This window comes from Shewanella sp. Isolate11, assembly GCF_022398315.1.
Classification (GTDB): Bacteria; Pseudomonadota; Gammaproteobacteria; order Enterobacterales; family Shewanellaceae; genus Shewanella.
In genome coordinates this window covers 180853-193935 of record NZ_JAKEVF010000005.1, presented here as the reverse complement: position 1 = coordinate 193935, position 13083 = coordinate 180853, and the positions used below count along the sequence as shown (strand labels likewise).

The 13083-nt window shown below is 45.2% G+C and carries 8 protein-coding genes and 1 pseudogene; 1 reads left to right on the top strand and 8 read right to left on the bottom strand.

Annotation, left to right across the window (positions count from 1 at the left end):
- Positions 1-57: 57 nt before the first annotated feature.
- The 6 genes and pseudogenes from L1D21_RS13380 to L1D21_RS13355 all read right to left on the bottom strand — a co-directional run bounded on the left by L1D21_RS13380 (position 58) and on the right by L1D21_RS13355 (position 10190).
- The gene (locus L1D21_RS13380) at positions 58-1071 is read right to left on the bottom strand and encodes a LacI family DNA-binding transcriptional regulator (protein WP_239845768.1); all 1014 of its coding nucleotides are present in this window, start codon (positions 1069-1071) and stop codon (positions 58-60) included.
- A 60-nt stretch (positions 1072-1131) separates the two neighbouring features.
- On the bottom strand, positions 1132-5250 hold the full coding sequence (locus L1D21_RS13375) for a glycoside hydrolase family 2 TIM barrel-domain containing protein (RefSeq protein WP_239845767.1): 4119 nt from the start codon (positions 5248-5250) through the stop codon (positions 1132-1134).
- A 138-nt stretch (positions 5251-5388) separates the two neighbouring features.
- The gene (locus tag L1D21_RS13370) at positions 5389-6603 is read right to left on the bottom strand and encodes a cellulase family glycosylhydrolase (RefSeq protein ID WP_239845766.1); all 1215 of its coding nucleotides are present in this window, start codon (positions 6601-6603) and stop codon (positions 5389-5391) included.
- 27 nt (positions 6604-6630) lie between these two features.
- Positions 6631-8805, bottom strand: coding sequence for a family 43 glycosylhydrolase (locus L1D21_RS13365; RefSeq protein WP_239845765.1), 2175 nt, complete (start codon positions 8803-8805; stop codon positions 6631-6633).
- A gap of 289 nt (positions 8806-9094) precedes the next feature.
- A pseudogene (locus L1D21_RS13360) lies at positions 9095-9730 on the bottom strand (IS5 family transposase); the annotation flags it as partial.
- Positions 9731-9884: 154 nt separating this feature from the next.
- Positions 9885-10190, bottom strand: a complete 306-nt coding sequence (locus L1D21_RS13355) for a hypothetical protein (RefSeq protein ID WP_239845764.1) — start codon at positions 10188-10190, stop codon at positions 9885-9887.
- Here L1D21_RS13355 and L1D21_RS13350 point away from each other — a divergent pair.
- Positions 10179-10670, top strand: a complete 492-nt coding sequence (locus L1D21_RS13350) for a DUF6678 family protein (protein WP_239845763.1) — start codon at positions 10179-10181, stop codon at positions 10668-10670. The two genes, L1D21_RS13355 and L1D21_RS13350, sit on opposite strands and share 12 nt — an antisense overlap.
- 201 nt (positions 10671-10871) lie before the next feature.
- Here the strand turns inward: L1D21_RS13350 and L1D21_RS13345 are convergent, their stop codons facing one another.
- On the bottom strand, positions 10872-12308 hold the full coding sequence (locus tag L1D21_RS13345; RefSeq protein ID WP_239845762.1) for an MBL fold metallo-hydrolase: 1437 nt from the start codon (positions 12306-12308) through the stop codon (positions 10872-10874).
- Positions 12309-12580: 272 nt separating this feature from the next.
- Positions 12581-13072, bottom strand: coding sequence for a transcription elongation factor GreB (gene greB / locus L1D21_RS13340; RefSeq protein ID WP_239845761.1), 492 nt, complete (start codon positions 13070-13072; stop codon positions 12581-12583).
- Between the last annotated feature and the right edge of the window lie 11 nt (positions 13073-13083).

Sequence of the window (13083 nt, the reverse complement as noted above, 5' to 3'; positions counted from 1 at the left end):
GTTCGCTCATGTTGACCAAATTTTAGTAATGCTAAAAAGTGACGGCTATGTTAGCGTTTATCTTTTTTGAGTTGTTGAATTACGGGAGATAACCATAGGATTAAAGCCGTGATAAACAGCCGAAAAATTAGCTATTGTTGTTAATTCTGCGGAGGCAAAATCCAAAGCAAGATTTGCAGCTAACTGCGCCATCTCCTGAATCGGATATTCCATACTCGTTAAAGCAGGGCGGCTGTATCGCGCCATCATAGTGTTATCAAAACCAATAATGGATATATCATTCGGTATGTCGATTCCCACATCCTGTAGCTTTGCCATGGCACCACAGGCCACGGCATCGTTGTATGCCAAAATAGCGCTGAACTCAGTACCTTTTCTTAATAGTTGTGTGATGGCTTGTTCACCACCATCAAAGTTCGGATTAATCGATAAAATGTGTGTTTCAGGCAATTCAACCCCAGCTTTATTAAGTGCCATCATAATCCCTTTTTGGCGATCTGTTGCATCTGAAATAGTCTGATTGCTGTTTAGTAACAGTAGTTTATGGTGTTCTAGTGCTAACAGATGCTCCGCCATTAACTGACCACCTAAGATGTTGTCTAACCAGACGCAGCGATCTGCAAGTACTGGAATATAGCGATTAATAAACACCATCGGCGCTTCACGACTTAATGCGATGAGTTCTTTATCAGACAGAAACTTACTATGCACTACTAATGCTTTGCATTGCTGCTCTAGTAACAACTCGATAGCTGCTCGTTCGGTTTCAGCTTGCAACGCACCGGTACTCACCAACAATGACGCATTACGTTCACGCGCCACCTGTTCCACACCACAAGCAAGACTTGAAAAAAAAGGCCCATGCCAATCAGCTATCACTAAGCCTAGTGATTGAGGCTGACGCTTGACCAAGGCTCGTGCATTTGAATTCGGCCGGTAGCCCAAATCGCTAATCACTTTAAGCACACGATTGCGAGTAGTATCTGTTACTGCTCCATTGTTATTGACTACGCGAGAGACAGTAGCTATCGATACGTTAGCTGCTTTAGCGATATCTTTAATAGTGACCATTATTATTATCCAACCTAAGGACGCCGCGGGAGAATTCCGCCCTCGCATTAAGTAAATAGACTAATGTGGTGCGCATACTGGTAATGCTTCTCTTATCGGCACGCCAACTTGCGGCCAGCCGTCGGCTCGCCAATGTAAGTGGTTTATCCCTAGCCGTGGTGTGCTATCTGGGTAATAGTGGTAACTAAAATAATCACTTCCACACGCATCATAAATACCGATATGCCCAGGGCCATGGCGTCCAGCCTTTGTTGCAAAGAACAGACGATCTCCTGTAAACGGTCCAGTAATATCCTTTGAACGTGCGACGTAAACCGTGTAATCACTGTCAGTACCAAAGCAGCAACCGCCTTCATTCCAAAACAGATAGTAATAGCCATCCCGATAATGTAGATAGGCGCCTTCTTTGATGCCTTGTTTCAACGGATAACCTTGCTGTTCAGGCGGTTGATAACCAGCATCCGATATCAATGGCAAGCCAGTTTGGTTCTCTAGCCGCGTAACGAAAATCTGATCACGACTTGGGTCTTTACCGTAGCCACTGCCCCACAACAACCACAGATTGCCATCGGCATCCACTATAGGTGCCGGGTCAATCGCCGAAAACTGAATAGTGGCCGAATTACGGGTATTGTTAGCCACCAGACCACGGTCTTGCCATTGATAATTATCCGCACTTGGGTCAAGCGTTTTGTTGGTGCTCAAGCCAATGGCGCAGGGGGCTCCAGCGCCTTTACCGCATAGCGAATAGTAATACAGGTACTGACCACCGTAATGGATAATATCGGGTGCCCACAAGCCCTGGTTCTCACCGTGGATCACTGTGTTGACCCACCCCGGAAATCCATCCTTTAGCGGTGCGGGTTCATTACGCCAATGAATACCATCTACGGATGATTTGGCATATTCGTAACGGGTGCTATACACATATAAACGTCCATCTGAGACAATGAGTCGTGATGGGTCATGCGACACAGTATCGCCTTCAGTGATTGCCTGCCAATCCTCAGTTTCAGCCAAAAACATCGGGTCTACGTTGGTTATCGGCGCAGCTTGATTACGAGTCGCTGCTAGTTGTCGAGCGCTACGGTCAAATATTGGGCCAATACTAAAACTAAACTGATAATGTTTTGGCGGCAGCAAATATGGCGCATGAGCTTTAGCGCCCCAACTATCGTCACCACCAACACCACTTTGGCGATAATCGATATAGACCTCTGTTAACGGGCGTTTTTTGATATCAGTGTAATGACGCTGCGCTTTGTGTATCCCAGCATCAAAATCGGCAATGGTTTGGTGTCGTGCCGTAAAATCAAAGGTTTGATAGCCTGTAAATTTAAGCCCTTCGCCAAGTTGATCTGTTATGGCGCTCCAACGTACATCACTGCGGTTGCCATTTTCTTGTGGCCGAATATAGGCAAAACCTAAGTCATCCACCAAACCTTGGTATAAACCGACAAAGGCCGCGGACTTGCGATCCTGATAATTCTCAAATGGGCCTCGTCCGTAATAACTGACTTGGTCAAACTGTGCAGGCATTTGCAAACTGGTACCGATACGCGGCAATTCACTGAGTTGCTGAGCCTGTTGGGTGAGCGGCAAATCAAGCTGCAACAACAATTCGCCTGCCGAATTAATATGGTAGGTAACGTTCACCGTGCTATTTACCGTTGCCAGTTTTATCTGCTGTGTCAGCACAATTTCATTGGCAGCTTGTTTGCTGAGTTTTATACCTAACCCTTGCTGCTCACGCGTTGCTTGTTGCCACATTTGAGCTCGTTGTTGGAAGCTGCTACCAAAGTCATTGTCAGTCGGTGCTCGCCAAAAATTTAATTTAAGCGGTTGCATCAACATCTCTTTACCATGCACAGCGTAACGACTTAAAAAACCTTGCGCATTAAATTGTAACTCCACTGGTCCCGCTTGAACGGTGATACTATGACTCTCGTGTTGTTGCAACGTCAGTTTGCCGTTGTTAGCGGTCAGCCACTGCGGATTCGAACCTTGCTGCAATAGAATTTGCTCTTTTGCCGATAAAGTTCCAGCCTTAAGTAATCCATCATCAGCCTTATTACTGGCGTAAAACTCGATGAAATATTCCCTTCCTGTTGTGAGTTCTCCCACTTCTTTAGCTAGGCTAAACTGCACTCGCTGTTGCGGCTCGGCCTCTAGTGTTAACTCGCCTTTTTTGGTTGTCACACCATCAGCTACTAATCGCCATTGCAGTTGGTAACTACTTAAATCCCTGAAGAAATTTTCATTATAAAGTTCAAATGTCATGTCTTTGATTTGACGAAAATGCAGATTTTGATACACCTTTTTGACTTCAGCTAACGCAGGATGCGGCGTTCTGTCGGGGTTCACCAAACCATTGAGGCAAAAGTTATCATCGTTATGCACACCTTGCGGCTCAAAGTCACCACCATAGGCCCAAAACGATTTTCCATCAGCATCTTGTTTCATCAATCCTTGATCGACCCAATCCCAAATAAAACCGCCTTGGAACTGCGGTTCTTTGCGTACCATTTGCCAATCTTCTACTAAGTTACCGGAGCTGTTACCCATTGCATGCGCATATTCAATCCAGATAAACGGTCGGTTGGGTTTACTGTCGAGATACTGTTGAATATCGGCCAGCGGTGCATACATCCAACTGTAAATGTCAGTATGTGGCTGATGAAAATCGGTTGGATGACGTTCTGCGCGTTCATATTGCACTAAGCGCGAATCATCTCTTCTTTTAGTCCACTGATAACCTTTAATAAATGCAGGGCCATCACCAGCTTCATTACCCAGTGACCAGAAAATCACTGATGGATGGTTTTTATCTCGCTCGACCATACGCTCAATGCGATCGAGATGCATCGCTTCAAACTCTGGTTTGTTGGCTGGCGTTTTATCCGAATCATATCCGAAACCGTGAGTTTCGATATTGGCTTCGTCAATCACATATAAGCCGTACTTATCGGCTAACTGATATAAATACGGGTCATTAGGATAATGAGAAGTGCGTACGGCATTGATGTTGTTTTGTTTGAACAACAGAACGTCTTGCAGCATAGACGCTTTGCTGACGACATGAGCTTCATGTTGATCATGTTCGTGACGATTAACGCCCTTAAACAGTACAGGTTGGCCATTAACCAGTACTTGTCCATCTTTCAGTTCTACACGGCGAAATCCAATTTTACTGCCGACAAACTGCGGTGATGACTGCTGAGCAGATACGGTTTTGCTGCTGTCAATAATACTTAGCACCAACTGATACAGATTAGGCGTTTCAGCTGTCCATGGCTTAATACCATGCAGGGTTAACTTCTGCTGTAATTCCTTACGGCTATTGGCTTCAATAGAAAATGGCCATTGCCGTTGGTAAACCACTTGGCCGTTACTATCGAGTAACTTCGCCATGAGTGTATGATGCTGGCGGGCTTGGTTACTGTGGTTGCTCAATGTGACGGACAAATTTAAAACGCCTTGCTTATAGTCATCCGTTAAACTGGTTTTCGCAAAATAATCGGCAACATGCAGTGGTGTTTGTTGGTAAATATAGACATCTCGTTCAATCCCGCTGACACGCCAAAAATCTTGGTCCTCCAAGTAACTACCATCGCTGTAGCGCAATACTTTTACTGCCAACTGGTTATTCCCAGATGTTAACGCCTTGCTGATATCAAACTCTGCCGGTGTTTTGCTGCCTTCGCTGTAACCAAGGTAATGACCGTTGAGCCACACATAGAACGCCGAGTTCACCCCGCCGAAATGCAAAATTTGTTGCATATTCTGCTGTGGATTATCCACATTGAAATTGGTGACATACGCACCGGTTGGATTCTGTTCTGCTGGTACATAAGGCGGGTTAATTGGAAATGGGTATTCCATATTGGTGTAAATTGGATAATCAGTACTGTGCATCTGCCAGTCGGCAGGCACTGGTATCGTAGTCCATTCACGACTGTGGCGCCAAAACTCAGCGGGCACACTTTGTGGGTTAGCAAATAACTTAAACAGCCACTGACCATTAAGCAGTTGATAATAAGGTGATTGTGTGGGCTGATCAGTGCTCAGTTGTGTCTCATTCGCATAGGGAATAAAGCTCGCCTTGGCGGGTAAGGTATTTACTCGAAACACGCTTAAATCTTGCCACTCTGGAGACGTTGACGACTGAGATAAAGCCATTGCGTGATGCTCCTTCCCACTAATCATCCCATTCTGACACCCCATAAACAAAGCGGACGCTATAACGCTAAACACTAACGTGAGATGTTGCACTATGCGTTTATTGATGACTGCTAACACTCGTTTTCCCCGTTTATATTATGGAAATACTGGACCACATTGCTTGTCATTAAGCTGTTTCATTACCTTAGGTGACGCCCAAGTTTGCCAATCCGGTTTGAGTAAACCGTAGGCTTCCACTTCACCTTCTGTACGTTTATACCCGGCCATTTGAGTTCCATTGAGTGGCCAATAGGCCCAACTCACCGGCGCATCATTGCCAAGAGAACAGAGATAAGTCTTAAAGGCTTCAACAAACTGATAGCGGTCTTTTGGGCAAGGCTTACCTTCTGCCCCGAGTTGAGTACATCCGCCCCATTCACTTAAATACAGTGGTGCGGTGTATGGCTTATTTGGCTCTAAAACAAAGCCCCAACGTTTGTATGCGGTAGCAGCAAATAATTGAGGATTGGAGAGGTTTTCTGGAGGATGATTCCAAACATAATCGTGTGCTACATAAACAAGCTTATGGGGAGTATCGAGCTTAACAGGCTTGGTTTTCACCTCTGTTAAATCAACTTGCCAACGTAATCCACCAATCATGATCAGCAAATTGGGATTCTGTTTCAGAATAAGGTTACCCGCTTTCGTTGCTGCCGCTTTCCAATCTGTTTTAGCATCGCCACTGCCCCAAGTCGGTTCAAGCCCCATGGTCGGATCGGGACGGATCTCGTTACGCAGTTCTGCTGCAACAACAAACGGGCGGTCTTGATAGCGTTTCACCATAAAAAGCCAGTGTTCGAAATAACTTTCTGGTGAATATTCCTGGGAGTACCACAAGCCATCCCCATGGTCAGCGTCGCAGCACCAATCGCCGCGACTCCGGTGATTATCCAACACCACCATCAACCCCGCATTACCGAGCGCATCAATGATGTCATCAAATACTACGAGTGCTTTTTTGCCCTGCAACTGCGGATTCGCTTTGAGTAATCTACGTTCAACAACAGGATTTTTGGCCACCATTTCATTCGCCCATGGCAAGCGCACCGAGTTAAAACCACCGTCTTTGATGAGTTTGATAATCTTGGCGAGCGGTTGTTTATCTAGCCCACCTGGTGTTAATGCAGCAGCCTCACCACCAAACCAGTTCACGCTTTTAAGCAAAACCTTACAGCCTGCCGCATCAACAATATATTGCTGCTGCGTGGACAGAGGATAACTCACTTGGCTGCAATCCTTGGCCCATACGGTTGAGCACGCCAATGTAGCAACGGTTAGCAAGCTGCACTTCAATAAAAATTTCACAAACATAGTCATTCCCTACTTAATCGGTTCCATTTACTTGTTCAGGTGTACTGGGATTGCTGGTGCAATACCCGTGAGTGATGGTTTAACTTCTTGAACGCTGCCATCTGCGTTAAAGCGCAGCGCGTCGATACACACTTCTCGGTGATAACCCGCTGCTTTACCCATGGTGATACCGTGTGGACGACTGAAGCGGTGGTAAACTATGAACCAGTTATTGGTCCCCGGTTGTTGGATGACTGCGTTATGGCCTGTAGCAAAGATCCCCTGCGTAGCATCCTGCTCGATCACTAAGTTATTTTGTGGGACTGTTAATGGGCCAAGCGGCGATTTAGCGGTAGCGTATCGGACACGATAACTTGGATCGCGGGTGTCGTTTTCCGACCACATAAAGTAGTAAGTACCGTTGCGATAAAACACTTCGGTACCTTCGCGATATGTTGCGTCTGGGGTTAGCAATTTGGTGGTGCCAGGTTTGAGGCTAAGCATGTCGTCACTCAGTTCTGCGACAGCCATATAACCGTTACCCCAATACAAATAATGTTTACCGCTAACTGGGTCGGTGAAAACATCGGGATCAATTTGCTGACCGCCAGCGACACCTTGAGGTAGTTGGTCAATCAGCGGTTTGCCTGAGTCAACAAACGGACCTTGCGGATTATCACTGCTCGCCACCCCAATTTTTTGTCCTGCTGAGAAATAGTAATAATAGCGATATCCTTGTGCTTGCTTTACTTCAACGGCCGTCGGTGCCCACGCGCGACTGTCCGCCCAACTGACATCTTTGCTTAACTGCAGAATTTTGCCTTCGTTATGCCAATGGACTAAGTCATTGCTGGAGAACGTTTCAAAGTAACTACCTGACCACCCGGTGAAGCCGTCACTAGTGGGATAGAGAAAATACTTCTGCAATTTATGCGAATAGATAACTTCAGGATCAGCGTAGTAGCCGCCGATAATCGGATTATGCACAACAGCAGCCGTTACCTTATATTCACGTTGCTGGCCGTTGACGCTGACTTGGTAAGTTACAGCCCCGAGGCTAAAATTCTGTGGGCCTAAAGGTGCAATCTTTGCGCCTGGCGACATTAAAAATTTAGGATCGAATGCGGCCAAATCAGCACTATCTTTCAGCGGTAAATACACCGTGCGCGCCGCATCATCTACCACGATATTCATCTTATTGACCAAAGGTGACGTTGATGATGCAATAGCGCCATCAAAGCTGCCCCATTTATTCACCAAGGCATCAATTTCAGCTTGCGTTACCGGAATAACACTGCCATGGCGCGGATGAAAATTCATACTGACATCGTTATCAACCACAGAGAAATGTTTGAGATCGCGACTGGTGGTGAATTGATATTGGCCGCGAGTGTAAACGTCATACATCAGCATATATTCATCACGGTCTATCAATTTGAAAGTGCCACTGCCTTCTACTGGATTGGTTTCACGGTCAACACGGTCACTACTGAGTAATTGGTAACCTTTGGTAAGCTGATGAGACACCGCCAGCTTAATCCCCGGTTGACCATCTTCAGATTTATGGAACAGATAGAATTTGCCGTCTTTTTTAACAATGTCACCATCAATTGAGGCTTTGCTCTGCGCCCACTTAGGCGGGAAATACAGCTGTTTAGGTGCACTGATTAATCCTGAAAAATCATCATTTGCATAGGCATAATAGATAATGTCAGAATCGTTATCTTGGCGCATACTGAAATACACCATATAACGCTTGGCTTGTTCGTCGTATATGGTTTGCGGTGCCCAGACACGATTCACATCGCCAAACTGCTGCGGAAAAGTCTCTGGAATATCCACCACACTGTGGTGCCAATGAATCAAATCTTTCGATGTTAACATCACCATCGCGGTGTTCTGCCAGCCCATTGTTGGTACGTGTAGGTCAGTCAGCACCATATAAAAACGACCATCTTCACCACGTAACAAATGCGGATCGCGCACACCGCCCGAGCGACTAATAACAGCAGAATCCAGCACAGCTTGATTATGATTTAATGCTCGAAAGTTAAATCCATCTGCGCTAAGGGCAAAATGTACCTGCTCTTCTCCTTCCCCATTGCCACTGAAGTAGCTAAACAGGTAACCAGCGTAAACCGGCTGAGCGTGATTATTGGCACAGCTTGTTAGCACTAACAGCAACGGAATAAACAAACTCAAGCACAGCGAAGAACGTTTCATCAGCAAATACTCATAACAATAAATGGAAGATTTGGCTTATTAAGCCGCAACATCTCAAATGGTTAGACGGCAACATCAACCAAACACCTTTTGTATGATATATTGATGTAAACGTTTACATGCAAGCGGAGATTACGATTCGAAAGTACATATTTGAAATCTGTCTAAGTATGTTATAACCACAATATTTGTATTGACGGGTCACATTTGTTCGCAACGCACTAATACCTATAGAGAAATATTAATTTGAAGCTCACAATGGCTTTGTTTCCTAAATCGATTCAGCGAACAAAGCCCGTTTTCTACGAACGGCATCGTGACAGGGTCTCGTGTCGTAAGATCCATCACCTGAAATACTGCGGATTTTTCGATGGGTTTGCTTGAGCAAATTCGGCATCACTTCAGCGTCAGTCACACTGGATAAACTCAGTTCTGCGGCAATAATTTCGTGGCTATGTGTATCAACGGCAATATGCAGTTTATGTCACACTCGGCGCTTACCATCTGTACCATGTTTCTTTACTTTCCACTCACTTTCGCCATAAACCTTTAAGCCTGTTGAGTCGATAGCCAAGTGCTCAATGGTGTCACGAGTCTTGGTTTTAAAAGCAATCTTGACGGTTTTAGCTCGTTTGCTGATGCAAGTGTAATGTGGGCACGAAAGCGGAATATCAGCCAGTTTAAACACCGAGTTGATAAAGCCTTGTAACGCTCGAAGTGGCATAGAGAAAACACGTTTAACCATCAGCGCGGTGGTAATGGCTAAGTCGCTAAATACGGGTGGGCGACCTTTCCTTGGTTGCTCGGCCTTGGCTTTCCACTGGGCGATAGCATCCTCGTCAATCCAGAAGGTCAATGAACCACGGTTAATCAAGGCTTGATTGTAATGTTTCCAGTTGGTTGTCTTATAGCGAGGCTTTGGCACGGTTGATTAGTGGACTGTGAATGATGCCGATCTGATCACTCGTTACAGATTTAGTTCCATCGATTTAGGAAACAAAGCCGCTGCTAGCACGTCTTTGCCCCAAAGTTTGTTAACGTAATTATTTTAAGGATGGCTTTGAGCGAGTAACGGACACTTACCCTCTACCTAATCTTGGTTGTGCTTTTCTAATGCCTGCAAGAATGTTGCTCCAGCCAATACGCTTTTTCCAAAGCTTGCCATCGACTATTACTCTGTAGCAGTCAATACGATTGGTTTTATATAACTCTAACGTGTGCGTAGTCGGTAAACCATTGTCGTAATCGGTAATTTCAATCACTCTACGAAGCTCAGGAATGCGTTGCACAGATACATCGTGCTGTTCGTATTGTGCTGAAGCAGCATTTACTTTACTGTATGATTTACGATAATTTTTTTGAGTCTTACTAGTGTGTCTATACATGCTTGGCCTCCTATCTTACAAGGTAGCGTACCTTGCAAGGTCTCACTAATAAGCTGTTATGCGTCATTTGGAGATTGGGTTATTTCTAAATTTACAGAGATTATTGAAAAAGAACGACTCATTGGTTTGATGAATAATACTAAATGGAATGCTCTCTTTAGTGAACTAAACCTAATTGAGGAGATGATCCAATATAAGGCGCATTACATTGATGGTTCAATGTTCCCTGACCATGAGACTAGCTATGAATTCACACCTGAATTACAGCAAATTTGGGGTAACTTTATAGCCATTGAATATGTCGATGTAATTACAATAATTAAACGTGATATTGGTAAGTTACTAGAACCCGAAATAGTGGATGTAACTAAGGCAATATTAGAAATTTGCAATGAGCATAATGTTAAAGTGTCAGTAATAAACTCAGGAGTAAGGGTTTGGGGCTATCATAGACACGGCGAAATTCTAGAGTTGCTATAAACGCATAACAAGGCTTTAAAAAAGGACGCAATTAAAGCTGGCTTTGCTCCTTCGTCGCTTGTTTTAGCCAGCTTTAATTGTGCCTTTTAAAACGGCGTTAGCCCATAGAAATATTATTCTGAAACTCACATCTATAGAGCTAAAGTTCTAACTCACAAATGTCCAAAAGTGATTTAACATCAGATATCTTTAAATGTCAGCTTATGGCAACCAGACTAATTCTGGCAGCGCGGTGAGATCCAGCGTGTCGCCACGTTCGGCAATGACCACATGTGGCGCCGGTGATTGCTCCTGAGTGAGTTTCGACAACAGTATCTTCTGTGCTTCAATTTCCCCATGAACCAAAATAAGCGGCGGCGCCGATTTAAATTGGCGGTACCAATGCAGCAGCTCTTGCTGATCGGCGTGTGCCGACAGGCCGCCCACGGTATGAATACGAGCGGCGACGTTAATTGAGTTACCGTGTATCGTCAGTGACTCGGCGCCATCGACCAGTAACCTTCCGGGCGTACCGAGCGCTTGGAAACCACAGATAATTACATCGGATTGTGGATTCGCCAGATTATGTTCAAGATGGCTGCGGATCCGACCTCCATTACACATGCCACTGCCCGCAATGATGATTAAGCCTTGATGAATGGCATTGAGTTCCATCGACTCTTGAGTGGTATCGATAAAATCGACATTAGAAAGTAGTGGGTGTTTACCCGGCGACATGCGGGTAAAGCGTTTAAAGTCTTCATCCATCAGTTGATAATTAGCCACATAAATCTGGGTAGCCTTTATCGCCATTGGGCTGTCGAGGCAGATCCGCCATTTGGACAGCTCCCACTCTTTTGCATAAAGGTGAAACAGATAGAGCAGCTCTTGAGCGCGTCCCACTGAAAAGGCGGGCAATAAAATATTGCCGCGGCTGGACCGAATGGTGGTAGAGAAGATGGCTTTTAATTCTTCTAAGGTGGCTTGCCAACTGCGGTGTAATCGGTCGCCGTATGTGCTTTCCATGAGCACAAGGTCTGCCTCAGATATCAAGCTGGGATCATCGAGGATCGGCATTCCCGCTCGGCCTAAATCACCACTGAATACCAGTTTTTTACGCTCGTCAGCTTCACCCATCCATAATTCGACAATGGCCGAGCCTAGGATATGTCCAGCGTCAGAAAGGCAGGCGGTGAGGGATGGGACGATTTGTTGATGTTGACCGTATTCCAATGGTACAAATTGCTGTATGACTTGATCAACATCGGTTTCGTCAAACAAGGGTTCTAGAGGTTCTAAGTGATTTTTTAGGCGTTTCTTATTTAATCGCTCCACATCTCTGACTTGCAGCATAGCGGCGTCTTTCAGCATGACCTCACACAGTTCGACAGTTGCCTTATGGGTATAGATGGGGCCGCTAAAACCGGATTTGACCAGTAATGGCAAGCGGCCAGAATGATCGATATGGGCGTGGCTTAGCACTACGGCATGGATAGCCTTGGGGTCGAAGGCGAAAGGTTCGTGATTACGTAAAGCATCAGACTTTCCCCCTTGGATCATGCCGCAATCGAGTAACACCTCGCGACCTTGAATATTGAGTAGATGGCAAGAGCCTGTCACCTCTTGCGCTGCACCGAGAAAAGAGAGGGTCATCTGCATAGGGCACATCCTTGAGTCAGCCTCTTTGGATAAGGAATAGCAGCGGCTCACCAAGGTGAGCGCGAAAATTAAACAGAGGTTGATGTTTAAAAGATAGTCTTTTTAATGGTTTCTAACCAGCTAACAATCGGAGAATTTAACTCTCTGATTGTATTGCTGTTAGATAGTTAAAGATTGAGGTTGAGATATCCTGCTGTGGCTCAGAAGATATCTGCATCGAGAATCTGACAGAGGATTTTGAGGCGTGTCGAGTTGTTATGGATTAAAGTCGGTTATTCACTATCTGCTGCAGGGCTTGAATAGGAGATAGCGTTAATATACCAAGTCTGTTTTCCGACAGGGGTCGCGACTACAGCTTCATCATCGACCTCTTTTTTCAGCAGCGCCCGCGCCATGGGGGCGTCGATAGAGATATAGTCATTTCTGCCATAAATTTCATCGGGACCAACGATACGAAAACGTTTGGTGTCACCATTATCGTTTTCTATTTCAACCCAAGCGCCAAAGAAGACTTTGCCATCTTGCTCTGGTGAATATTCGATAACTTTAATCGCCTCGATACGCTTTCTGAGAAACCGTACACGTGAATCTATTTGTCTTAATAAGCGCTTGTTTTCCTTGTAATCTGCATTCTCTGAACGGTCGCCCAGACTGGCAGCCCAGGTCACTTTTTTGGTGATTTCTGGTCTATATTCCCGCCAAAGGTAATTAAGCTCTTTATTGAGTTTTTCAAACCCTTCACGGGTGATGAGATTGGTTTTCAACTTTGGTTTTC

Bases quoted from the DNA above. Each gene is read 5' to 3' on its own strand.
- L1D21_RS13380 (WP_239845768.1), bottom strand. From the start codon at position 1,071: ATGGTCACTATTAAAGATATCGCTAAAGCAGCTAACGTATCGATAGCT.
- L1D21_RS13375 (WP_239845767.1), bottom strand. From the start codon at position 5,250: ATGGCTTTATCTCAGTCGTCAACGTCTCCAGAGTGGCAAGATTTAAGC.
- L1D21_RS13370 (WP_239845766.1), bottom strand. From the start codon at position 6,603: ATGTTTGTGAAATTTTTATTGAAGTGCAGCTTGCTAACCGTTGCTACA.
- L1D21_RS13365 (WP_239845765.1), bottom strand. From the start codon at position 8,805: ATGAAACGTTCTTCGCTGTGCTTGAGTTTGTTTATTCCGTTGCTGTTA.
- L1D21_RS13355 (WP_239845764.1), bottom strand. From the start codon at position 10,190: ATGTATAGACACACTAGTAAGACTCAAAAAAATTATCGTAAATCATAC.
- L1D21_RS13345 (WP_239845762.1), bottom strand. From the start codon at position 12,308: ATGCAGATGACCCTCTCTTTTCTCGGTGCAGCGCAAGAGGTGACAGGC.